The following is a 23,026-nucleotide window of genomic DNA, read 5'->3' as shown; positions in this document are numbered from 1 at the left end:
TCCTCGCCTCCCGTGCGATCCTGCTGATCGCCGATGCCCGCCCCGCCGAGGCCGTTCGCGCCGCCGAGGCCGCGCTCGCACAGCTGGAGCATGCGCCATGGGCGGAGCGCCAGCGTGCGGCGCGCATTCGGAACGCGGTACTCGTGACGCTGCTCGCCGCCCTCACGGAGTTGCTCGACCTCGAGGCCGCGGATCGGCACGCGCGCGCTGTGCTCGCGGCGCCCGAGGGCGACAGGTGGCGGATCTCGCTCGAGGCGGCCGCGGGACTCGCGCTCTACAACGCCACGCTGCGGGGCGATCTGGCGATGGCCGAGCTGTGCGAACCGTTCACGCGCGTGCGCGAAGCGGAAGGTGCGCGGCCCGCTCGCACCGTGTTGCTGGCACGCTACGTCGACGCGATGAATGCCCGCGACCTGCCGCAGATGGTGGCGGTTGCGAAGGAGCTGCGCCACGGGGAGCGATCGTCGCGCGCCTGGGACCTGCTCGGAGACTTCGCGGTCAAGGACCTCGCGTTCCGGGACCGCGCCCCCGATTCGCTTGCGGAGCCAGCCCGCGACCGTCGAGATCTGGCACCCCTGCCGCGTGCCGTCGCCCTCGACCTGCGGGCCCGGCAGCTCATCGAGATGGGTCGCCCGGGGCTCGCCCTGCGCCTGCTGGAGGGGTTGGAGCCGGACCCGCGCCACATTTTCTGCTTCGTCGCGTTGCGGGCTCGCGCCCTGCTCGCCATGGGGTTCCCCAGGACGCGCTGCGCGAGCTGGAGGCCTGCGAGAAGGTCGCCGACCACTCACGGCGCACGAGTTGGCGCGTACGGATCGTGCGGATCGTCGCGCTGGCCAGATCGGGCATGCCGAGCGTCGCGCGCATGGCGTTCGACACGCTCGTGGTCGACGTGCCCGCGCGGTGGTGGGGCGGCGTCATCAACTGGGCGCGTTTCCCCGAGCTGCGCGAGCACGCGGAGCGGGTCGGTGTGCCCGGCCCGCAGGGAGCCGAAGCGGATGACGTGCTCCGCGAGCCGCTCACGCAGCGGGAGGCGGAACTGCTCACGCTGCTTCGCAGCGACGCGTCGGTTCAGCAGTTGGCGGCCGAGCAGTTCGTGTCGCTCAACACGATCAAGACGCATCTGCGCAACCTCTACCGCAAGCTCGCGGCGGCATCCCGTTCGGATGCCGTGGACCGCGCGATGCGTGCGGGCCTCTTCGAGGCCTTCCGTTATCTCGAGAGGTGACCCGCGCACGGGGGCCGCAGGGTTGAGACGGTGGGTGAATCGAGCTCCGGCCCGGTGACGCCGAGCCTGCGCGAACCCTAGGCTCGGCCCGGTTGGCCGCCCCGACGTGGCCCCCCATCTGCTTTGCGGGCGGCCGACCGACTTGACCCCGAGAACCCAGACGAGGCACCCGAGCCATGACGCCGTCCCTTTCCGCATCCTTCCGTCGCGCGGCGGTGACGATGGTCGCCGTCGGCGTCACTGCACTGCTTGCACTGCCGGGTTCGTCCGCGGTGGCGGCGCCGGGCGGCGTCGTCGACGTGCATGCGTCCGACCTCGCGAGTTCTCGCCCTGCCGCGTCTGCCGGGTGGTGGAGTGATGTGTCCAACGCCTCGGTCGGTGTCGACGCGCTCGGTCCCGATGGCGACACGGCGCTCGCTCTGAATCTCGCCGACACGACCTCGCGGGCGTACGTGTACCGCAGCTTCGCCGCGGGCGAGCGTCCCACCGACATCGACGCGCTGCGGGCCGGCGCGAGCTACACCTATGCGGGCCCCAACGTGAACTTCCAGTTCGAACTCGTCTTCCGCCCCGCCGACTCGAGCTACGGTCCCAACCCGACCGACCCCGCGGCGCCGGGCAATGACTACTGCGACTCGGCGAACGTCTGGGGTTTCACCGACGTGCCGGAGACCTGGTGCTACACGGTTCTCAAATGGGAGCCGCTTGCGGCAAGCGCCGGCTGGGCGACCGTCGATCTGACGGCCGACACCGCCGTGGACAGCTCGACGGGCACCGGTGGGTGGCGGTCGCAGAAGCGCATCGGCACCTGGCCGAAGGTCGGGGCGTTCTCGGGCAGCGGCACCTTCTCCGACTACTTCGCTCAGATCGCCGAGTACGAGGTGACCGCAATCGTCGTCGGGGCGGGTTCCGGCACGGCTGGGCCGACCACCGCGCGTGTGAGTGATATCACGGTCGGTGGCGTCTCCTACCGCTTCGCCGCCGAGCCCGCGGCGCCGGCGGCACCTCCGGCAGCCGACAGCACGGCTCTGGCCGACCTGATCGACGCCGAGGGCATCGATGTTGCGGCCGACACGGCGCAGTTCGTGCCTGTCGGGCTCGCCAACGCCGACATCTCGCGCGTCGACCCCACGCTTCCGTTCGCGGGAGACTTTCCGTGGAGTGAGCCATCCGACGCCTTCGTCGACGTCTACTCCTACTCGACCGCGAGCTTCCTCGGCACCTTCGCGGTCGTGGGCGGCACCGTCCAGTTGCGCGGCGTCGACCTCTCGCACCTCGCGGGCGGCACCCACCACGTGCTCTTCCGCGGGCAGACCAGCGGTGCGCTCGGTGTCGTGCAGGTGACGGTGCTCGCTGCCGGCGGTGGCGCCGAACTCGCCGCAACGGGGGCACCGACCGGAACGATCGTCGTGGGCCTCGTGTCGCTCGCGGCGCTGCTCGCGGGCGTCGGCGCGCTCATCCTCGGCCGACGGCAGGTCGCGCGCCTAGCGGTCTGACGACGCCTGCGCATCCGGGTCGAGCACCGACGACTGGCGTTCGTAGCCCGATCGCAGCAGCACCTGGTGCTCCTCGATGCGTTCGATGTCCTGCCACAGCACGAGGAACGAGCCGCGGTGCAGCGCGCGCAGCAGCTTGTCGAGCAGCACCGGACGGGATGCCGCGGTGCGCTCGTAGCCGAGGTAGGAGGCGACAGCGCCCCGGCTCACGATGAGCCCCACGAGCCGCGCCCGCGAGGGACTCGTGTTGCCTTCGAGCCGGAACCGCGCGTCGATCACGCGGCCCACCGCGGTGCCGTCGGCCTCGCGCACCTCGGTGCCCAGCAGGTCACTCAGGATCATGGCGACCCCCGGGATGCGAGCGACGATGCGGTCGCGCACCCAGCGTTCCGACCAGCGCACGTCGAAGTCATCCGCATCCGCCTCGAGCGAGATCGCCACGTCGAGCTTCGCGATGACCGACCAGGGGATGCGGTGCCAGCGGTTGTCGGGAGTGCGGCCGCCGAAGATGCGCGTGCCGAGCACGGCGCCGGCGAGCAGGTTCTCGATGACGGGCGGCTCGACCTTCGCGAGATCGGTGCCGAGCGGCACGTCGGTGAGCTCGAGGTCGTCGACGGCGGTCACGGGCGTGCCGGAGCGGTCGAGCACCTGCCGATCCAGCAGGTGCAGCTGGGCATCGAGCAGGCGGCCCGCGCGCACGGTCGGAGACTTCATCAGGCACCAGCTCCCGAGAGGATCATGAGCGGGATCGCCGCAAGCGCCGCGACGACGATGATCACGAGGTAGACGAGCGCCGCGCCGTTGACGGCGGGGGAGTTGACGTCGCTGCCCATGTAGTCCGGATCGTTGGAGATGATGAGGATCGGAATATAGGTGAGCGGCAACGCGACCGCCGAGAACACCACCGAGTACTCGGTCACCGCCACCGGGTCGACGCCCGTCATCAGCACCGCGACGGCGACGATCAGTCCGAGGATCATCACGAGGTGGAAGCGCGCGGCCTTCGCGGGGCGACGGAACTTGCCCCACGACCATCCGAAGTACTGGGCGATGGTGTAGCCGCTCGACAGCGTCGTCTCGAGCGCCGCCCCGAAGAACGCCGCGAGCATCCCGACCACCAGGAAGCAGAACGCCACGGTGCCACCGGCCTGCACGACGGGCAGCACGACCTGCGAGAGCGAGGTCACCTCGATCGCCTGCGGCAGCAGCACGATCGTCGCGGATGCCGCGATCGCGAGCGAGAGCAGCCCGCCGAGCGGGAAGCCCACGAGCACGTTCACGCGGGCCTGCCCGAGGTCGCGCCGCCCCCAGCCCTCCTCGATCGCCCCGGAGGAGAAGAAGAACACCTCGTACGGCGTCATCGCCGCGCCGAACAGCGCGACCGCGTAGTACCAGTAGCTCACCGGATTCTCGCTCTGCGGCACCGTGGGCACGAGCGCCTGGTGGGTGAGGGCGCCCCAGTCGGGCCCGAGCATGACCACGGCGACGGCGAACACGATGAGGCTGAGCCCGAGCAGGCCGGTGGCGTTCTCCAGCTGCGAGAACTTGGCCCGCCACACCACGATCCATACGGCGAACGCCGCGAGCGGCATCCAGAGCAGCGGGCCGATGCCGGTCACGAGCTGCAGCACGAGTGCGATGCCGCCGATCTCAGCCGCCATCGTCATGAGGTTGATGAAGAAGCTCGCCCCGAGGTTCGCGAGTCCCGCCCGGGGCCCCAGGCGCTCGCGGATGATCTCGAAGGTGGCCCGCCCGCTGACCGCCGCGACACGCCCCGACATGTTGGCGAACAGGCAGATGCCCACGACGCCCACGAGCACCACCCAGGCGAGCGACATGCCGAAGCGCGACCCGACCACGGCATTGGTGACGAGGTCTCCGATGTCGACGAACCCCCGATCGCCGTGAGCACACCCAGGGCGACCGCGAATAGGCGCTTCATCCGGCGGCCCCCTCGAGCGCATCCGCCGCGTCATCGAGTTGCGCGATCCAGCCGTCGAGCTCGTCGCCGTGCGCGAGGGCGGCGCGTGCCCCGGCGACAGCGCCGAGCGCGCGTTGCAGCGCGTCGGCGACGCTGTCGCGCGCCTGCTCCTGCTCGGCGTCACCCGGCACGAGCTCGATGAGCGTGCGGTGGGCATCGCTCAGTTCGGTGAGCGCGTCGGCGAGCGCGGTGTCGGAGGCCGGTCGCCACTCCCGGCCGTCGGCGGCGAGTTCGAGAGCGAGGGCGCTGGAGCGCACAGCCGCGACGCCGGATGCGGAGGCATCCGTGAGCTGTTCGGCCTGCGTGGAGCATCCGCACAGCGCGCACGCCAGCACGGCGGCGACCACGAGCCCGAGCAGCCTCATGCCTCGACCCTGGCCCTGTCGCGAGCACTTCTCGACCCCTTGACGCGGCCCGGGGAGCGTGACAGGGCGGCGCGGGTGGCTACAGCTCGAGCGCCCCGAGCGTCTCGGGCGGGGCCCCGCGCGCAGCAGCGCCGAGCTGATGGCTGATGCGGCTCGCGCGTAGGGCCGCGCGTCGTTCGCGAGCAGGGAGCGCACGTTCGCGCCCTCGGCGAGGGCGATGAGCTCGAAGGCGAGCTGGTCGACGTCCGTGTCGGTGCGGAGGTCGCCGCACTCCATCGCGGTGCGCAGTTGGCGCTCGACGTAGTCGTGCCACTGCCGCGTCCAGCTGCGCACGGCGTCGGCGGCGGGGCCGGGCTTCGAGTCGAGGTCGGCCGAGACGGCGGCGAAGAAGCAGCCGCCCTCGAACACGCGGTCGCGGGAGTAGACGAGCATCGCGGCGAGGAGAGCCGCGATCCGCCCGGCGCCGTGCGGCACCCGACGGGCCGTCTCGACGACGTGCTCGCGGAACACCTCGGCCGCGGCGTCGATGGTCGCGAGCTGGAGGCCCTGCTTGTCGCCGAAGAGGGTGGCGATAGTCGACTTGCTGCGCCCGGTCGCGGTCGCGAGTGCGCCGATGCTCAGGCCGTCGAGGCCCTCGACCGATGCGAGCTGGGTGGCGCGCGCGAGCACCGTGCGCCGGGAGGCGTCGCCCCGCGCGCGTCGTCCGTCGGTCACCATCGTCACGTCGACAGTTTACGAACGATCGTTCGGAATGTATAGTTCGGGTCAGCTATCCGAACGATCGTTCGTAAAGGAGTTTCCGTGCCCAGTACCGCGCTCGCCGCGACCGCCCTCCGCGCGGCCGACGCCCTCGACCGGCGGTGGGGCGGAGCTCTCGCCCTCCGCGTCTTCTTCGTCACCCGACCCCGCATGCGGGTGGCTCCAGATGCGGTCGGCATCATGCGCGACGCGCGCCATGAGCACATGGTCGTCGACGGGCGGCGCGTGAACGTGGCCTCCTGGGGCGTCGACGGGCCGCTGCTCGTGCTGCTGCACGGCTGGCGGGGACGCGCCTCGCAGTTCGCACCGCTCGTGCCGGCGCTGCGGGCCGACGGCTACCGCGTCATCGCGCCCGACGTCGCCGCCCACGGCGGCTCGCAGGGCGGTCGTGTCGACGTGCGCGACTGGCTCGCCGTGCTCGCCGAACTGCAGCGACGGCACGGCCGCTTCCGCTCGGTGATCGGGCACTCCTTCGGCGGCTTCGCGGCGCTCACGGCCGCGCGGCTCGGGCTCGAGACCGACACGGTCGTCTCGCTCGCGGGCGCCGGCCGACCCGCCGTGTTCCTCGACGAGTTCGCGCGGATGATGCGACTCGACGGCGCCGCTCGCGACGACCTCGAACGTCGCTTTCTCGCTCGTCTCGGTGACACCCCCGCGACGTTCGACCTGCGCTACGACGGCATCGCGCATCCGCTCGCCCCGTCGGTTCCGTTGCTGATCGTGCACGGTGCGCGCGACCGTCAGGTGCCGCTCGCCGCGTCGCGTGAGCTCGCCGAGGCGACCCTCGGCGCTCGGCTCGAGGTCGTGCCGGATGCCGGCCACACGCGGGTGATCGGTCACCTCGCGACGGTGGATGCCGTGCTCGCGCACCTCGCGATCGCGCCGGTGTCGGCGATGCACGAGGTGCCCTGAACGCTCAGCGCCAGGTGCCGCGGCCGCTCGCGGCGATGCGCGCCGTGAGCTGGTGCGCGTGGGAGAGCAGGATTCGCCCGAGCTTCTCGACACGCTCGGGCGTGAAGCGGAACTGCACGCCGGTGAGGCTGAGCGCCCACTGGGGGTGCCCGGCCCGCGTGAACACCGCCGCGCCGAGCCCGTAGCTGCCCTCCACGATGAGGCCGGGGTTGAGCGAGTAGCCGTGCTCCTGGGTCTCGGCGAGCCGGGCGCGCAGCCGCTTCTCGCCGTGCGGGCGGCCCCACTTCTCGGGCAGCTCCGGATGCCGCGCGAAGTACGCGTCGACCTCGGCCGACGGCAGGAAGGCCAGGATCGCGAGCCCCGCGGAGGCCACCCCGAGCGGGAACCGCACGCCCTCGGACAGCACGAAGGAACGGATGGGGAAGCTGCCGTCCTCGCGCACGAGGCACACCGTCTCGTCGCCCTGTCGCACCGAGAAGAAGGCGCTCTCCTCGGTGACCCCGGCGAGCGAGCGCACGATGTCGCGCGCGAGATCGGCCACGTCGTAGCGCGCCGCGGCCGCCGTGCCCATGAGGTAGAGCTCGGGGCCCGGCACCCAGAGGCCGGTCTGCTCGTCGCGGTCGACAAGCCCCTCGCGCCGGAGTGCCGCGAGCAGGCGGTGCGTGGTCGGGCGGGTCAGTTCGGCACGCTCCGCGAGCTCGGAGACGCGGATGCCGTCGCCCGTGCGCGCGACGAGCTTGAGCAGCAGGGCGGCGCGGGACACCGACTGGGTGCCCCCACCGCTCGGCGATGTGGACATCGCCTGATCCAAAGTGTCCACGATGTGGACGCTACGCGCATCCGATTCCACATGGCAAGCCGCCGCTTCGTCTCCCGCAGCGGGTCGCCCAGGCTGGGGACGCATCCCAGGACGCAACCGACGACGGTGACCCATCACGGAGGATCGACGATGATCGACAAGCGGATCGCGAGTGCGGCGGAGGCCGTCGCCGACATCCCCGACGGAGCCTCGCTCGCCGTCGGCGGCTTCGGGCTCTCGGGCAATCCGATCGCGCTCATCGAGGCGCTGCTGGCTCAGGGCACGCGCGAGCTGTCGATCGTGTCGAACAACTGCGGCGTCGACGACTGGGGCCTCGGCATCTTGCTGCAGGCGCAGCGCATCCGCAAGATGACCTCGTCGTATGTGGGCGAGAACAAGGAGTTCGAGCGGCAGTTCCTCTCGGGCGAGCTCGAGCTCGAACTCACCCCGCAGGGCACGCTCGCCGAGAAGCTGCGCGCGGGCGGCTCCGGGATCGCGGCCTTCTACACGCAGACCGGCGTCGGCACCCAGGTGGCAGGCGGCGGGCTGCCCCGCCGCTACGACGGGAACGGCGGTGTCGCGGTCGCCTCACCCGTCAAGGACGTGCGTGTCTTCGAGGTGGGCGGCACGCCGCGCGAGTTCGTGCTCGAGGAGGCCATCACGACCGACTATGCCCTCGTGCACGCCGCCGCCGGAGATCGCCACGGCAACCTCGTGTTCACCAAGGCCGCGCGCAACTTCAACCCGCTCGCCGCGATGGCGGGCCGGGTCTGCATCGCCCAGGTCGAGCGGCTCGTCGAACCCGGCGAGCTCGACCCCGACAGCATCCACCTGCCCGGCGTCTTCGTGCACCGCGTGGTCGAGGTGGGCACCGACATCGAGAAGCGGATCGAGCGGCGCACCGTCGCCGCCGCGACGGAAGGAAGTGACGCGGATGGCGCTCACCCGTGACGAGATGGCCGCCCGTGCGGCCCGAGAGCTCGCCGACGGCTCCTACGTGAACCTCGGCATCGGCCTGCCGACGCTCGTGCCGAACCACGTGCCCGACGGGGTGACCGTCGTGCTGCAGTCCGAGAACGGCATCCTCGGTGTCGGCCCCTACCCGAGCGAGGCCGACGTCGACCCCGACCTCATCAACGCCGGCAAGGAGACCGTGACGACGCTGCCCGGCGCGGCCTTCTTCGACTCCGCCACGAGCTTCGGCATGATCCGCGGCGGCAAGATCGACGCCGCGATCCTCGGCGCGATGCAGGTGTCGGTGCGGGGCGACCTGGCGAACTGGATGATCCCCGGCAAGATGGTGAAGGGCCCGGGCGGCGCGATGGACCTCGTGCACGGGGCGGCGCGCGTGATCGTGCTCATGGAGCACGTCGCCAAGGACGGCTCTGCCAAGATCGTGAACGAGTGCTCGCTGCCGCTCACCGGCCGCGGCGTCGTCGACCGCATCATCACCGACCTCGCCGTGATCGACGTGACCCCCGACGGGCTCGTGCTCGTCGAGACGGCGCCCGGCGTGACGGTCGACCAGGTCGTCGCCGCGACCGAGCCGCCGCTCACCGTCGCCCCGGAGCTCGCGGAGGTCGTGCGATGAACGGCGCGGATGTCGTGATCGTCGCGGCGGCGCGCACGCCGCAGGGGCGGCTGAAGGGCGCGCTCGGCTCGCTCACCGCCGTGGAGCTCGGCTCGACCGCGATCCGCGGCGCGCTCGAGCGGGGCGGCATCCCGGCCTCGGCGGTGGATGCGGTGCTGGTGGGGCAGGTGCTCGCCGCGGGGTCGGGGCAGAACCCCGCCCGCCAGGCCGCGCTCGGCGCGGGGCTCGGCTGGGACGTACCGGCGGGATCCATCAACAAGGTCTGCCTCTCGGGGCTCACGGCCGTGATCGACGCCGCCCGCACCCTGCGCTCCGGCGACGCATCCGTGATCGTGGCGGCCGGCATGGAGTCGATGACCCGCGCCCCGCACCTGCTCATGGGCTCGCGCGACGGCTGGTCGTACGGCACCGTCGAGGTGCTCGACCACATGGCCTACGACGGCCTGACCGACCCGTACGACCGCGAGAGCATGGGCGCATCGACCGAGCGCCACAACGCGCGTTACGAGGTGACGCGCGAGGCACAGGATGCCGTGGCCGCGCGGTCGCACCAGCGCGCCGCGGCCGCCCAGGCGGCCGGCGTGTTCGACGCGGAGCTCGTGCCGGTCGAGGTGCCGCAGCGCAAGGGCGACCCGCTCCTCGTGACCGCGGATGAGGGGGTGCGGCCCGACACGACGCCCGAGACGCTCGCGCGCTTGCGCCCGGCCTTCACCGAGAGTGGCACGATCACGGCCGGCAACTCCTCGCAGATCTCCGACGGCGCCTCGGCCGTCGTGCTCACGAGCCGCGAGCGCGCCGAGGCCGAGGGCTGGGCGGTGCTCGCCACCGTCGGGGCCGTCGGCCAGGTGGCAGGCCCCGACAACTCGCTGCACGCGCAGCCGGCCCGTGCCATCGAGCAGGCCTGCGCGCGGCAGTGCATCACCCCCGCCGAGCTCGACATCGTCGAGATCAACGAGGCGTTCGGCGCCGTCGTGGTGCGCTCCCAGGCCGAGCTCGGCCTCGCCGACGACGTCGTCAACATCCACGGCGGCGCCATCTCGCTCGGGCATCCGGTGGGCGCATCCGGCAACCGGCTCGTCGTGCACATGGTGCACGAGCTCGCGCGACGCGGCAGCGGCACCGCCGCGGTCGCCCTGTGCGGGGGCGGCGGGCAGGGCGATGCGCTCATCCTGACCCGCTGACCTCGGCACCGGAGGCCGACCGTCCCGAGACGATCGGCCTCTGGCGAGCGTGCTCAGGCCGCGCCGAGGTTCCAGAGGTGGTCGGCGGTGCCCGTGTCGCCCCACTGGATCACCTGGGCACCGGAGCTGGTGCTCATGTTGGTGACGCCGAGCAGCAACCCGCTGTTCACGTTGCGCAGCTTGTAGTGCCCCGCGCCGTCGGGCTCCACCGTCCACTTGTGGTCCGTCGCACCCGAGTCATACCAGATGAGCGCGGATGCGCCCTGGCTCGTCGAGGCGTTCTGAATGCCGAGCACGCGGCCGCTCGCCTTGTTGACGATTCTGAACTGGCCGCCGCCGACATCGACGAAGGTCCACACCTGCGTCGTCGAACTGCTCGCATTCGCCTGCACCGCGAGCGTGCCCGCGGCGGTTCCTGAGTTCTGGGTGTCGAGGCGCAGGCCGCTGTTCTGGTTCGACACGCGGTGGTCGCCCGCGATCGGGGTCGAGCCGGATGCCGCCCCGAGGGTCCAGAGGTGATCGGCGGTGCCGGTGTCGCCCCACTGGATGACCTGTGCGCCGGAGCTCGTGCTCATGTTGGTGACGCCGAGCACGAGGCCGCTGTTCACGTTGCGGATCTTGTAGTGGCCCGCCCCGTCCGACACGAACGTCCACACGTGGTCGGCGGTTCCCGTGTCGCCCCAGATGAGCGCGGACGCGCCCTGGCTCGTCGAGGCGTTCTGGATGCCGAGCACCTGCCCGCTCTTCGCGTTGACGATCTTGTACCGGCCGTTCCCGGCATCCACGACGTTCCACACCTGCGAGGTGCTCGCGCCGTTCGCCGTCGCCTGCTGCACGAGCGTTCCGGCCGAAGTGCCCGACCCGGCCGTGTCGAGCAGCAGACCGCTGTGTACGTTCGCGATGCGGTAGCCGCCCGCGAGCCCCGTGTCTCCGCCGCCGGCTCCGGGCGTGACGGTGACGCGGTAGGCGTCGTTTGTCGTGGCCGAGATCGGCACCGTGATGGCGCCGTTCGTGACGGTGTAGGTGCTCGTCGAGAGCGGCGTGGCCCCGCGGATGCCACCGTGCGTCCGAGCGACTGCGTGCGCTCGACCTTCACGGTGACGGTGCTGCCGAGGCTCGTCGAGCCGAGCCCGGTGATCTGCACGGCGGTATCACCCGAGCCGCCGCCGACGATCACGCTCAGCGTCTTCTTGTCGGCGGTGAGGGAGGCCGCCCCGTCGATGCCGGTCGAGGCGTTCGGGGGTCGTGACGACCATGTTGCCGCTCATCTGGGCGTACCAGGTGTAGAGCCAGTAGGCCGCGTTCGGGCTGCCGCCGCGGCTCGTGAGCAGGTCGCCGAGGGTGCCCGACTGGTTCCAGAACGCGAGCTCGGCGCGGGTGATGCCGTAGCGCTCGAACTTGGCGATGTAGCCGACGAGCGGGCCGGGAAGCCCCACCTCGCTCGGGGCGGCGTACTCCTCGATGTCGATCGGCCGCTGGCTGATGCCGAGGTCGGCGAGGATGCCGTTGACGGTCTGCAGGTCGGTGATGAGCTTGCCGGAACGGATGAGCTCGTGCCAGGCGAGGATGTCGGGCACCGTGTTCGTGTTCTTGGCGTTCTGCATGAACGTGCGCATCGTCGAAATGTTGTCGGAGAAGCTCGGGCCCTGGATCGGCTTGTTCGGGTCGATCTTCTTGATCTCCCGCACCGTGCGGGTCCAGAAGTCCTCGAAGGTGCCGTTGGAGGCGAGCCAGGTGTTGTCCGACTCGTTCCACGGCGCGTACGCCACGATCGACGAGTAGTACGGCGAGGCGAGCGAGTCGTTCACCATCTTGCGCACCGCGGGCAGCCAGGTGTCCCACGAGAACTGGTACGGCCATCCGGCGTAGTAGTCCGACATCCGCAGCACGAGCTTGGCGTTCGCGCGTTGCGCCTTGGCGGCGACCGCGAGGATGTCGCCGGTGCCCTGCTGCTTGCCGTCGTGCGGCATCTGCACGAAGGTGTTCGGCTTGATCGCCTGCACCAGCGCGTCGGACGGGGTGTTGGCGTCTGCCAGACCGTAGAGGCTGCCGGTCGCCACGTGAGTGACGGGCCGCAGCGTCTGACTCGCGTTCACGACGAGTGTGGCCGTGGCTGCCTGGGCTGGCACGGCGGCGAGGCCGACGCCCGAGGCGGTGAGGACGGCGCCGAGCAGCAATGCTGTCGCTCGACGCAGGGTGCGGGGTGCGCCGCTGCGCGCATCCGCGGATGTGGTGCTTCGCATGAAAAGCTCCCTTGCTTTACGGTGGTGGACGCGAAGCCAGCGGCACCGCGCCGTCCCAACGGGGGTCGGGACGTCTTCGTCAGCGCGCCATCGGGATCCAGACGCGCATGGTCGAGGGGCCACGGTTGGCCCAGTCCTTGTAGGGCCGCAGCCGCGCCCGGATTTCGTCGGCGGCGACGGCGGGGAGGTCGGGGTCGACCCGGATGCGCAGCGTGACCTCTGCGCCGTCGTCGGTCGCGATGGGCGGCGCAGCCGCGTCGAGTTCGACATGCTCGACGTCGACGCCCTGAGGCAGGTCGACGTCTTCGAGGGCGAGCACGAGGGGGCCGCGTTCCACGGCGAGCTGACCCCGCACGGCGTCGACCCGCGGGTGCGGCTGCGTGTAGCGCGGCGTCAGCGGCAGGGTCAACACGAGCTCGTCGCCCGGCGCGAAGACGCGGTGCACATTCGCCATGCCGGGGGCAGCGGATGTGGGCACACCTCGGTCGGCGAGCGTCGCGCCGTCTGCCCAGGCCGGCACCCGCAGCGCGATGCCGACCGCCGCATCCGGTGCCTCGATAACGGTGACGCGCACGACGCCGTCACGCGGATAAGCGGTCTCGACGCGCAGCGCGAGTACACCCGCATCGAGGCGGGTGCGAACATCCCCTGCGGCGAACTGGTGCAGCTGCACCCCGTCGTCATGGGCGGTCGCGACATATCCGGCGATGGAGGCGAGGGTGCGTGCGACGTTGGTGGGGCAGCACGACACCTCGAACCAGGGCGCCCGCATGCTCGCTTCGGCGCGCTCGCTCAACTCGTCGTCGGCGTGGGGGTGCGTGCGGACCCGCTGGTGCAGGCTGTTGGCGTAGTAGAACGCGCGTCCGTCGTGGCGAGGGGAGACGAGTACGGCGTTGAGCAGGGTGCGCTCGATCTGGTCGGCATAATGGGGATCGCCCGTGCGCAGTAGCAGCCGCCAGGCCACCATGACCGAGCCGATCGCGGCGCAGGTCTCGGCGTAGGCGCGGTCGGCCGGCAGCTCGTAGTCCTCGCCGAATTCCTCGTTCTGGTGGTGGGCACCCATGCCGCCTGTGAGGTAGCTGCGGCGCTCGACGGTGCGACGGTACTGCGCCTCGACGGCGTCCGCGAGCGCGTCGTCGCCTGTCTCGTCCGCGACGTCGAGGGCGCCCGCGGCGAGGTAGAGCGCGCGCACGGCGTGCCCGCGCAGCACCTCCGCCTCACGCACGGGCACGTCGTCTTGGAAGTAGTCGCTGCCCTGGAACAGGGTCGTGCCGAGCGTGCGGTACCCGCGCCGCTCGAGAAGCAGCTTTGCGAGTTCGAGGTAGCGGGGCTCATCGGTGGCGCGAGCGAACTCGGCGAGCGCGACTTCGACCTCAGGGTGGCCGCAGACCGCGTCGCGTCCGCCGGGCCCGAACTCGTTCCAGAGGTGCTCGGCGAGCCGTCGGGCGACCGAGACGAGCTCGTCGTCGTGGCCGGTGCGCAGGCGCGCGACGGCGGCCTGCAGAAGGTGGCCGGCGCAGTACAACTCGTGGCCCCACTCGAGGTCGGAGTAACGCGGACGTTGGCCGTCGTGGCCGAAGCTCGTGTGCAGGTAGCCATCGGCGTCCTGCGCGGCGGCGACCCGCCGGACGAGTGCGGTGTACCGAGCCTCGAGGGCGGCATCCGCGTTCCGACCGAGTTCCCACGCCATCGCCTCGAGCAACTTGTAGACCTCGGAGTCGACGAACTCGATGCCGTCGTGGGGGCCAGAAGCGGTGCGGGCAATGCGGTCGAAGTTGCGCACCCATCCGATGCGCTCCATCCAGTTGAGGCAGTGGTCGATGATCGCCTCGGCATTGAGGTGTTGCAGGGCGCCCCACGAGCCGCCCGTGATGCGCACCTCGTCGAGACCGAGGGGCCGCAGGGCGCCGCGGCGGGGAAGACGGGGCCGCCTTGAGCGCGGCGCGTCGCGGCGCGGGCAGTGGCGGGGGAGGACGGAAACACGGATACCTATTCGTTATTGACGGATGACCGGAGAGGCTTGTATTGTCGAACCGGTTCGATTAACGTAGCGTCCACCCGAAGGGGTTTCAACCCCCGATTCCGTGATGAATTCGACACAATGCTCGCATTCGACGACGAAATCGGGCAAGATTCCCCTCGAACTCACCCGAGATTCATCGAATCGGTTCGAAGGAGAACAGGCCGTGGCGACCATCGGCGACGTGGCGAAGGCGGCGGGAGTGTCCCGCAGCACCGTCTCGTATGCGCTGTCGGGCAAGCGCACGATCTCCGATGAGACACGTGAGCGCATCGAGCTTGCCGTCCGGGAGCTCGGCTTCACCCCGAACGCCGGCGCGCGCGCCCTCGCCACCAGTCAGACGATGGTCATCGGCCTGCTCGTACAGTTCTTCCGCGACGAGTTCTCGCCCGCCATGTTGCAGTACGTGCTGCCGATCTCAGACGCCGCGCGCGAGGCGGGCTACGACATCCTCATGGTCACCGAAGACGACGGTCCGCGCGCCCTCAAGCGCATCACCGACTCCGACATGGTCGACGGCGTCGTGCTGCTCAACGTCGCCCACGACGATCCGCGTGTGAAACCCTGCGCGCCGCGCGGCAGCCGGGCGCCCTCGTCGGTCTGCCGCGCGACACCGACGGCCTCGACGTCTTCGACCTCGACTTCGGCGAGGCGGCGCGCATGCTCGTCGACCATCTGCACGAGCTGGGCCACCGCGAGATCGTGCTGATCTCGCCCCATGAGCATGTCATCACGCGCGGTGGCGCCTACGTGTGGCGCTTCCGGGATGCCGCCCTCGAGCGAGCGGCGCGGTACGGCCTGCGCATTCACCCCCACTATGGCGAGACGGAGCAGCCCGCGATCGCGGACGCCTGGAATCGCATCCTCGACGAGCGCCCCACCGCAACCGCGGTCATCGTGCACAACGACGCGATGATCGCGGCCCTGCCGCCCGTGCTGAACGCGCGCGGCGTCGAGGTTCCGCGCGACCTTTCGGTCGTGGGCATCTTCTCCGAAGACTTCGGTCGACTGTTCTCGCTGCCCTACACGGCTATCGAGACGTCTCCCGACAAACTGGGCCGCGCCGCGGTCCAGGCTCTCGTGCAGCGAATGCAGGACGGGGAGGGCGCCGGCGCCCCAGTCGTCCGGTTCATCGCACCCGAACTGACGGATCGAGGCAGCACCCGCTGACCCGCACTGGCGCGGGCGGCGATCTCGTCAGCGCACGTGTCGAACCGGTTCGACAGAAACAACCGAATAACGCACCACCCCGCACCATTCAGAGAGGAATACCGTGGACAAGAACCGCACGGCCCGCATCGTCGGCGCCACAGTGCTGAGCGGCGTGTTCGTCGCCGCCGCGCTCACCGGATGCTCCAGCACGCCGAGTGACAACGATTCGTCGGGCTCGACCGAGTACACCCTGTGGGACCCGTACCCCGACCGCGACGCGTCTTCGGACTGGGCCAAGGCCATCGATGCCTGCGCCGCCGACATCGGCATCACGATCAAGCGCAACGCCGGTAACACGGGCGACACCGTCAAGGACCTCACGACCGCCGCCGCCGGCAAGCTGCCCGACATCGCGATGGTCGACAACCCCAAGGTCTCGACGCTCGCCGACGCCGGACTGCTGACGACGACCGACGACAACGGGCTCGATGTCTCCGACATCCAGGAGAACATCCTGACCGCGGGGCAGATCGACGGCAAGACCTACGGGGTACCCGTGGGGGCCAACACGCTCGGGCTCTATTACAACCCCGCCGTGCTCGAGGCAGCGGGCGTCGACATCGCCTCTGTCACCGACGGCGCCTCGCTCACCGCGGCGCTCGAGAAGGTCGTGGCCTCCGGCAAGAAGGGCATCACCTTCTCGGCCGTCGGCACCGAAGAGGGCTCGTTCCAGTTCCTTCCGTGGTTCTGGGGTGCGGGCGCCGACCTCACCGCGCTCGACTCGAGCGAGGCGGTCTCGGCGCTTACCCTCTGGACCGACTGGGTGAAGAACGGTCTGGCCCCGCAGTCGGTGCTGCAGAACACGCAGGGCACCAGCTGGGACGAGTTCAAGACGGGCGAGTTCGGCTTCGCCGAGAACGGCTCGTGGTTCAAGTCGGATGCCGACGCGGCCGGGTACAAGTCGATCCAGATCCCGGGCGAGAACGGTAAGCCGGCGCCGGCTCCCACGGGCGGCGAGTTCATCACGATCCCGATCCAGAAGGACACCGCACGCTACGCGACCTCGGTCAAGATCGTGAAGTGCCTCACCGAGGGCAACACGGGGGCCGACTCGCTCGGCTACGTGGCGCCCACCGCCGCGGGCCAGGAGGCCCAGCTCGCCGCCGACCCCACGCTCGAGGGCTGGGTCACCGCGGTGGGCGACGCCAAGCCGCGCACCGCCGACAACCTCGGCGTGAAGTACGGCACCATCTCCGAGCAGCTCTACACGGCCGTCCAGAACGCGCTCTCCGGTGGGTCGAGCCCCGCCGACGCCCTCGCGGCGGCGCAGAAGGCCGCATCCGAGAAGCTCGGCTGAATCCACACCCGGTCCGTCCCCCCGAACATCACTGAAGGAGCGCCATGACAGCGATGCAGACCGTGCCGAGAACCGGCACGGGCGGGGGACGGACCCGCGCCGGGGGTGGCACCGACACCCGGTGCCACCCGCCCGGCGGAACGCCGAGCCGAAAGGCCCGCGCAGCGCAGCCAGCGCCTCCGGCACCAACTCGTCGCCTGGGGGTTCATCGCCCCCGTCGCGATCTACATGATCGTGTTCTACGCCTACCCTCTCTTCCGCAACCTCGACCTGAGCTTCCGTGACTACACACTCGCCTCCTTTATCACGGGTGAGGCGCCGTTCGTCGGCATCGCGAACTACGTCGAAGTGCTGCGGAGTCCGACCTTCTGGCCGGCGCTGGGGAGCACGGCCGTCTTCACGCTCGGCTCCATCGCGGTGCAGTTCGCGCTCGGCCTTGCGCTTGCCGTGTTCTTCTACCGCCGGTTCCCGCTTTCAACGACACTGCGCGCGCTCTTCCTCGTGCCGTGGCTGTTGCCGCTGCTCGTGTCGGCGTCGATCTGGGCCTGGATGCTGAACTCCGACTCCGGCGTCGTCAACGCCGCGCTCGCTGTGTTCGGCATCTCGCAGGTCAACTGGCTCACCTCGCCGCAGACCTCGATGATCGGCGTCCTCATCGCCAACATCTGGATCGGCATCCCGTTCAACCTCGTCATCATGTACGCGGGGCTGCAGAACATCCCCGACGAGGTCTACGAGGCCTCATCGCTCGACGGAGCAAACGCGTGGCAGACCTTCTGGCGCATCACCTTCCCGATGCTGCGCCCGGTGTCGGCCATCACGCTGCTGCTCGGCCTCATCTACACGCTCAAGGTCTTCGACATCATCTGGATCATGACGCGCGGCGGCCCGGGCGACTCTTCGACGACGTTCGCGATCTGGTCATACCGGCTCGGCTTCGGCGGAGGATCTCCGGACCTCAGTCCGGCCGCGGCAGTGGGCAACCTGCTCATCGTGATCGCCTTCGTCTTCGGCATCATCTACATCCGCACCCAGCGACGCACGGAGGACGAGCTGTGAACGTCCGTACCAAGCGCACCGTCAACACGACGATCGGCGTAATCCTGACAGCGATCATGCTCTTTCCGCTCTATTGGATGATCAACGTCTCGCTCACCCAGCCCGTTCGGCTGCGGAAGGATCCGCCCGACCTCATCCCGATCGACCCGACCTTCGATGGCTACGCGCGCGTGCTACAGGACCAGCTGCCCTACCTCGGCACGAGCCTCATCGTCGGCCTGGGAACCGTCGCTCTCACGCTTGCGCTGTCGGCTCCCGCAGCATTCGCCCTGGCGAAGTTGCATCCGCGTGGCGGCGGCGCGGTCGATTTCGTGATGCTCATCGCGCAGATGATTCCGGGCATCATCATGGCGATGGGCTTCTACCTCATCTTCTTCAACTGGGGCATCCTGGACTCGGTGCTCGGCCTGATCCTCGCCGATTCGACCCTCGCCGTTCCGTTCGGGGTGTTGATCTTCACGGCATTCATGTCGGGCATCCCCGAGGAGCTCATGTCGGCGGCGAAGATCGACGGGGCCGGCGCGTGGCGCAGCTTCCGCTCGGTCGTGCTGCCCATCAGCCGCAACTCGGTCGTGACAGTCTCGCTCTTCACCTTCCTCTGGTCGTGGTCGGACTTCCTGTTCGCCTCGACGGTCAACCGCGGGGTGAGCTGCAGCCCATCACGATCGGGATCTACCGCTACATCGGCAACAACACGCAGGACTGGAACGCGATCATGGCGACGGCCGTCGTCGCGTCCATCCCGGCAGCCGTGCTGCTCGTGGTGGCGCAGCGCTACGTCGCGGCCGGCGTCACGGCCGGTGCGGTGAAGTAGGTGGGCGGCGTCGCGTTCGATCTCGACCAGATCCCGTTCAGTATGCGCGGATCATGGCTGTCGGTCTCGCGAGTCGTCGGCCTGCACGAGCGCGCCGAACTCGTGCACCTCGTCTCGCACACGACAGGGATGCATCCGGTGCTGTCGTTCGCCCCGCTCGCCGACGGTGCGGATGCTGCGGTGCAGCTGGAGGCGTCGCCTTCGGTCCTGCGGTGGGTCGCCGAGCAGGGACAGGTGGAGGTGACCTTCGATCGGCCCGCGGCGGTACGGGTGCGAGGGCGGGGCCTCGGCCTCCGGCTCAGCGCCGCGGCCGCGCGGCTCACGCCGTTCACAGGCGATTACCTCTATCGCTCGCCGTCGGACGGCTCGGCGGTGCTGACCTCGTATGAGACGGGACGGCGCTATCGCATCACCCTGCTGAGCGGGGGATGGAGGTGGCGGGCGCCGAAGAGCTCGGAGTCTCGCCGCGTGCCGTGACGGCTGGCGCCGACAGTACGCCGTGGGAGCTCGCGATCGAAGAACTCGCCTCGGTGGGGGACAGCTACCGGAGCGAGGCGAGCTTCGATCAGCTCGCTGCGATGCGCGAAGCGGAGTTCGCGGCCTACGCGCGCGGGGTCGCCCCGGAGTCGGGTGCGTCGCGGGACGCGGCGATGCTCGCCGCCTACGTGCTGTGGAGCGCGACCGTTGAGCCGTCGGGCTTCGTCACGCGAGAAGCCGTGCTCATGTCGAAGCACTGGATGGACAAGGTGTGGAGCTGGGACCACTGCTTCAACGCGCTCGCGCTCGCCGCATCCGAACCCCGCGCCGCCGTCGACCAGTTCCTGCTGCCTTTCGACCACCAGGCGCCGACGGGAGCGTTGCCCGACTCGGTCACCCACTCGGAGGTGCTCTACAACTTCGTGAAGCCGCCCATCCACGGGTGGGTGTGGTCGCTGCTGCGCGAGATGCTTCCGCCCGAGCTCGTCGCCGAGGTTCGTACAGAGGTCTACACGCGCCTCGCCGACTGGACGCGGTACTGGCTCGATCATCGACGTGCGCCGGGCAGCGCCGTACCGTTCTACGAACACGGTAACGACTCGGGGTGGGATAACTCCACGGTCTTCGATGATGCGCGGATGGTCGAGTCGCCCGACCTCGCCGCCTTCCTCGTGCTGCAGCTCGACGAGCTCGCGGTACTCGCCGAGCAGTCGGGGCAGGACGCGACGCCCTGGCGTGCCGAGTCCGACCGCGTGTGCGCCGCGCTGCTGCGCGAACTCCGGGCCGGTGACCAACTTGTCGCGCGCTCGGTCGAGGGTCATCGACCTTCGGCCACGTCGAGTCTGCTGCTCGCGCTGCCCCTCATCCTCGGGGAGCGGCTCGAGCCCGCCATACGCGATGCGCTCGTCGTAATGGCCGAAGCGCACCTCACCGAGTTCGGGCCGGCGACGGAGCTCGTCGACTCGCCCCACTACGAGGCGGACGGTTATTGGCGCGGGCCCATCTGGGCCCCGTCGACGTTCATCCTCGAGGCGGGGCTACGCCGCTCGGGACGGCCGGAACTTGCCGACGACGTGAGATCGCGGTTTCGTCGTCTATGCGAACGACACGGCTTCGCCGAGAACTTCGATGCTCTCACGGGCTCGGGCCTGCGCGACCGGGCCTACACCTGGACCGCCGCGGTCTACCTGCTGTTCGCGCGTGCGCGCTGAAAGTCCGCGCCGCATCACGTCTGGGCATGCTAGCCCGCTGGCTCAACCCTGTCACCCCACTTGTTTTTGCGCGCGCCGGAGCGTCCACTGGAGTCGGAGAGGAGTCGCACATGACTGAGACGACCGACCGCATCCAAGACCACCCCCTCGACGAGAGCACGGGGGTGAACCCCCAGCACTTCGACGCCGACTGCTACGTCGTCGGCCGGCCGCACCACGACGCCGTGGCGAACGAGGACCTCACCCCCGAGGGCACGCTCGTGTCGGAGTCGCCGGGCGTGGCGACCGCCGCATCCGGGATCACGGCGTCGGCCGCGCCCGACGCCCCCGACGGCCAATTCCACGACCAACGCATGCCGGCCACCGACGGGGAGCTGTCGGATGCCACCGGCGCGCCGCGGCCGGATGCCTCCATCGCACCGCCGCCCGGTGGTGACCCGAACGCGCCCGTACCGGGCCCCGAGGGGGTGCCACCCGGCCCCGATGTCACCCCGACAGAGCCTGGCGCGCCGATGCCCGAGGAGCCGAGCCCGTTCCTGCCCGACGAACCGGGCGAGAGCGGAGAGGCCCATCGCACGGTCGGAGGGGAGGTGTTCTGATGATCGAGAAGGAGCACCGCACTCGCGACGGCACCTTCGTGGAGCCGGGCGAACTCGCCGCCAAGGAGCGCCAGCACGCCCGTCGCGGAGGCGCACGCTCGACGCCGACATTGCCGCTGCCCGTGGTGCCGCCGAAGGCCGAGCCGACCGCGGCTGATCCCGATCCGACGGGGGAGGGTGACCCACCGCCGACGGTGTGACCCGGCGGCCGAGCTTCGCGCGCCTCACTCCGGCGCGTGCGCGTCGAGGAACTCGTACACCTCGGTGAGATCGACGCCCGTGAAGGTGCCGGTGGGCATCGCGGCGAGCAGCGAGGAGTGCAGGCGAGCACTCGGCCACGCGGCGCTCTGCCAGCGTTCGGCCAGGACGTCGGGGGCCGGCGACAGCAGGCGGGATCCGGGCAGGTCGACGCGCGCCGCACCGGGGTGTCGCGCCCCGGAACCACTTGACGTGCACGAACGGCGTGCCCACGCTCACCGAGAAGGAACCGCTCGCGGTCGACTGGATGCTCGAGGTGCACCAGTACGTGCCGTTCGGCTTGTCGGTGTACTGGTGATAGGGGCTGAAGCGGTCCTCGACGTCGAACACCTGCCGCGCCGACCAGAAGCGGCACACGATCTGCCCCTCGACCGCGCCCAGCGCATCCGTGGGGAACAGCGCGCCGTCGTTCTCGTAGGCCTTCGAGATCGCGCCCGACTCGTGCACCTTGAGGAAGTGCAGCGGGATGCCGAGGTGCTCGGTGGCGAGGTTCGTGAAGCGGTGCGCGGCGGTCTCGTAGCTCGTGGCGAAGGCGTCGCGCAGGTCCTCGACCGAGAGCTCGCGCTGGGCCTTCGCGGCCGTGAGGAACGCGACGGCGCTCTGCTCGGGGATCAGCAGCGCGCCCGCGAGGTAGTTCGTCTCCACCCGCTGGCGGAGCAGCTCGGCGTAGTCGTGCGGCTCCTGCTTCCCCAGCACGTGGGCCGCGAGGGCCTGCAGCAGCACCGACCGCGGGTCGCCGCCCTGACGCACCGGCAGATAGATGCGGCCGTTCGCGTGGTCGGTCACCGAGCGCGTCGTGGAGGGCAGATCCGACACGTAGTGCAGCGTGAAGCCCAGGTGGCGGGCGAGCTCGGATGCGACGCGCTGCGAGAGCGGACCGCCCTCGTGCCCCACCGCCCCGAGCAGCTCGGCCGCGGTCTGCTCGAGTTCGGAGAAGTAGTTGCCGCGCTTGCGCTGCTCCCGCCGCAGTTCGGCGTTGGCGCGCCGGGCCTCTTCGGGGTCGCCGCCCGCTCGCGATGCAGCCGGCCGAGCTCGTCGTGCAGGGCGAGGATGGTCCGGATCGCGTCGTCGCTGAGCGACTTGCGGATGGGCAGCGGCCCGAGCCCCAGGCTCTGGAAGAGCGGCCCGCGTTGCGCGCGCTCGAGCGCGATCTCGAGGGCCGCCCGCCGGGACGGCGGCTCGGCGGTGAGCAGCTCGTCGACACTCGTCCCCAGGATCCGAGCGAGCCGCTGCAGCTCGCCGAGCTTGAGTTCGCGCTTGCCGTTCTCGATGAGCGAGACCTGCGAGATCGCGCGGCCCATCGCGCTCGCGAGCGCTTCGAGGGTCATGCCGCGGTCGAGGCGCAGCTGCCGGATGCGGCGTCCGACGGTGAGGGAGTCGAGCACGTCTTCATCGTGGAACGTCTCGTCGGCTGCGCTGCCCATGTCTCGATGGTGACAGGCGCCGTTCTTCTCCTCAAGAGAAAAATGCAGGAATTTCGGCTCGCTTCGGTGGAGAAAAGCGGATGCGTGGGCCGCACGATCGAAC

Annotated in this window: 22 protein-coding genes and 1 pseudogene; 15 read left to right on the top strand and 8 right to left on the bottom strand. The window is 70.3% G+C overall.

What is annotated here, in order from left to right; genetic code table 11:
• Positions 1-97: 97 nt before the first annotated feature.
• Positions 98-1,225, top strand: coding sequence for a helix-turn-helix transcriptional regulator (locus QQK29_RS18475; RefSeq protein WP_431308775.1), 1,128 nt, complete (start codon positions 98-100; stop codon positions 1,223-1,225).
• A gap of 176 nt (positions 1,226-1,401) precedes the next feature.
• A complete protein-coding gene (locus QQK29_RS04885; protein ID WP_284298278.1) occupies positions 1,402-2,721 on the top strand; it encodes a hypothetical protein in 1,320 nt (439 codons plus the stop codon).
• Here the strand turns inward: QQK29_RS04885 and QQK29_RS04880 are convergent.
• The 3 genes from QQK29_RS04880 to QQK29_RS04870 all read right to left on the bottom strand — a co-directional run bounded on the left by QQK29_RS04880 (position 2,710) and on the right by QQK29_RS04870 (position 5,784).
• Positions 2,710-3,435: a hypothetical protein gene (locus QQK29_RS04880; RefSeq protein ID WP_284298276.1), complete on the bottom strand. Its 726-nt coding sequence runs from the start codon at positions 3,433-3,435 to the stop codon at positions 2,710-2,712. The two genes, QQK29_RS04885 and QQK29_RS04880, sit on opposite strands and share 12 nt — an antisense overlap.
• Positions 3,435-4,559 carry an NRAMP family divalent metal transporter gene (locus QQK29_RS04875; protein WP_348533810.1) on the bottom strand — a complete coding sequence of 375 codons (1,125 nt, stop codon included), beginning with the start codon at positions 4,557-4,559 and terminating at the stop codon, positions 3,435-3,437. The genes QQK29_RS04880 and QQK29_RS04875 overlap by 1 nt, the downstream gene beginning before the upstream one ends.
• A gap of 100 nt (positions 4,560-4,659) precedes the next feature.
• Positions 4,660-5,784 (bottom strand): TetR family transcriptional regulator C-terminal domain-containing protein, encoded by a 1,125-nt coding sequence (locus tag QQK29_RS04870; protein ID WP_284301902.1) that lies wholly within the window; start codon positions 5,782-5,784, stop codon positions 4,660-4,662.
• 84 nt (positions 5,785-5,868) lie between these two features.
• Here QQK29_RS04870 and QQK29_RS04865 point away from each other — a divergent pair, with 84 nt between their 5' ends.
• Positions 5,869-6,738: an alpha/beta fold hydrolase gene (locus QQK29_RS04865; protein ID WP_284298274.1), complete on the top strand. Its 870-nt coding sequence runs from the start codon at positions 5,869-5,871 to the stop codon at positions 6,736-6,738.
• Positions 6,739-6,742: 4 nt separating this feature from the next.
• Here the strand turns inward: QQK29_RS04865 and QQK29_RS04860 are convergent, their stop codons facing one another.
• Positions 6,743-7,537 (bottom strand): IclR family transcriptional regulator, encoded by a 795-nt coding sequence (locus tag QQK29_RS04860; RefSeq protein ID WP_284298272.1) that lies wholly within the window; start codon positions 7,535-7,537, stop codon positions 6,743-6,745.
• Between the two features lie 150 nt (positions 7,538-7,687).
• Between QQK29_RS04860 and QQK29_RS04855 the strand changes: the two genes are divergently transcribed.
• From QQK29_RS04855 to QQK29_RS04845, 3 genes are read left to right on the top strand one after another with little or no spacing between them, the layout of a single operon-like run.
• Positions 7,688-8,488, top strand: a complete 801-nt coding sequence (locus QQK29_RS04855; RefSeq protein ID WP_284298270.1) for a CoA transferase subunit A — start codon at positions 7,688-7,690, stop codon at positions 8,486-8,488.
• Entirely contained in the window at positions 8,472-9,128 is a 657-nt protein-coding gene (locus QQK29_RS04850; protein ID WP_284298268.1) for a CoA transferase subunit B, read from the top strand. Before QQK29_RS04855 ends, QQK29_RS04850 begins: the two co-directional genes overlap by 17 nt.
• On the top strand, positions 9,125-10,309 hold the full coding sequence (locus tag QQK29_RS04845) for an acetyl-CoA C-acetyltransferase (RefSeq protein WP_284298266.1): 1,185 nt from the start codon (positions 9,125-9,127) through the stop codon (positions 10,307-10,309). Before QQK29_RS04850 ends, QQK29_RS04845 begins: the two co-directional genes overlap by 4 nt.
• 53 nt (positions 10,310-10,362) lie before the next feature.
• On the opposite strand, the gene QQK29_RS04840 is transcribed toward QQK29_RS04845, so the two are convergent.
• The 3 genes from QQK29_RS04840 to QQK29_RS04830 all read right to left on the bottom strand — a co-directional run bounded on the left by QQK29_RS04840 (position 10,363) and on the right by QQK29_RS04830 (position 14,431).
• The gene (locus tag QQK29_RS04840) at positions 10,363-11,304 is read right to left on the bottom strand and encodes an RICIN domain-containing protein (protein WP_284298263.1); all 942 of its coding nucleotides are present in this window, start codon (positions 11,302-11,304) and stop codon (positions 10,363-10,365) included.
• A gap of 156 nt (positions 11,305-11,460) precedes the next feature.
• Positions 11,461-12,552, bottom strand: coding sequence for a hypothetical protein (locus tag QQK29_RS04835; RefSeq protein ID WP_284298261.1), 1,092 nt, complete (start codon positions 12,550-12,552; stop codon positions 11,461-11,463).
• 79 nt (positions 12,553-12,631) lie between these two features.
• Positions 12,632-14,431: a glycoside hydrolase family 127 protein gene (locus QQK29_RS04830; protein ID WP_284298259.1), complete on the bottom strand. Its 1,800-nt coding sequence runs from the start codon at positions 14,429-14,431 to the stop codon at positions 12,632-12,634.
• A gap of 343 nt (positions 14,432-14,774) precedes the next feature.
• On the opposite strand from QQK29_RS04830, the gene QQK29_RS04825 reads away from it, so the two are divergent.
• From QQK29_RS04825 to QQK29_RS04785, 9 genes are all read left to right on the top strand, one after another.
• The gene (locus QQK29_RS04825) at positions 14,775-15,281 is read left to right on the top strand and encodes a LacI family DNA-binding transcriptional regulator (protein WP_284298257.1); all 507 of its coding nucleotides are present in this window, start codon (positions 14,775-14,777) and stop codon (positions 15,279-15,281) included.
• Complete coding sequence (locus QQK29_RS04820; RefSeq protein ID WP_284298255.1) at positions 15,233-15,742, top strand: substrate-binding domain-containing protein; 510 nt, start codon at positions 15,233-15,235, stop codon at positions 15,740-15,742. The genes QQK29_RS04825 and QQK29_RS04820 overlap by 49 nt, the downstream gene beginning before the upstream one ends.
• A gap of 103 nt (positions 15,743-15,845) precedes the next feature.
• A complete protein-coding gene (locus tag QQK29_RS04815) occupies positions 15,846-17,081 on the top strand; it encodes a sugar ABC transporter substrate-binding protein (RefSeq protein WP_284298252.1) in 1,236 nt (411 codons plus the stop codon).
• 105 nt (positions 17,082-17,186) lie between these two features.
• Entirely contained in the window at positions 17,187-18,140 is a 954-nt protein-coding gene (locus QQK29_RS04810) for a carbohydrate ABC transporter permease (RefSeq protein ID WP_284298250.1), read from the top strand.
• Positions 18,137-18,949 (top strand): carbohydrate ABC transporter permease, encoded by an 813-nt coding sequence (locus QQK29_RS04805; RefSeq protein WP_284298248.1) that lies wholly within the window; start codon positions 18,137-18,139, stop codon positions 18,947-18,949. The genes QQK29_RS04810 and QQK29_RS04805 overlap by 4 nt, the downstream gene beginning before the upstream one ends.
• A 5-nt stretch (positions 18,950-18,954) precedes the next feature.
• On the top strand, positions 18,955-19,431 hold the full coding sequence (locus QQK29_RS04800; RefSeq protein ID WP_284298246.1) for a hypothetical protein: 477 nt from the start codon (positions 18,955-18,957) through the stop codon (positions 19,429-19,431).
• The gene (locus tag QQK29_RS04795) at positions 19,383-20,642 is read left to right on the top strand and encodes an amylo-alpha-1,6-glucosidase (RefSeq protein ID WP_284298244.1); all 1,260 of its coding nucleotides are present in this window, start codon (positions 19,383-19,385) and stop codon (positions 20,640-20,642) included. Before QQK29_RS04800 ends, QQK29_RS04795 begins: the two co-directional genes overlap by 49 nt.
• A 110-nt stretch (positions 20,643-20,752) precedes the next feature.
• Positions 20,753-21,241 carry a hypothetical protein gene (locus tag QQK29_RS04790; RefSeq protein WP_284298242.1) on the top strand — a complete coding sequence of 163 codons (489 nt, stop codon included), beginning with the start codon at positions 20,753-20,755 and terminating at the stop codon, positions 21,239-21,241.
• Positions 21,241-21,441 (top strand): hypothetical protein, encoded by a 201-nt coding sequence (locus QQK29_RS04785; protein ID WP_284298240.1) that lies wholly within the window; start codon positions 21,241-21,243, stop codon positions 21,439-21,441. The genes QQK29_RS04790 and QQK29_RS04785 overlap by 1 nt, the downstream gene beginning before the upstream one ends.
• Before the next feature lie 24 nt (positions 21,442-21,465).
• On the opposite strand, the pseudogene QQK29_RS04780 reads toward QQK29_RS04785, so the two are convergent.
• Positions 21,466-22,923 (bottom strand): annotated as a pseudogene (locus QQK29_RS04780) (helix-turn-helix domain-containing protein).
• Positions 22,924-23,026 lie beyond the last annotated feature (103 nt).

This window comes from Homoserinibacter gongjuensis, from assembly GCF_030161875.1.
GTDB lineage: Bacteria > Actinomycetota > Actinomycetes > Actinomycetales > Microbacteriaceae > Homoserinibacter > Homoserinibacter gongjuensis.
This window is presented reverse-complemented; position numbering and strand designations above follow the sequence as displayed.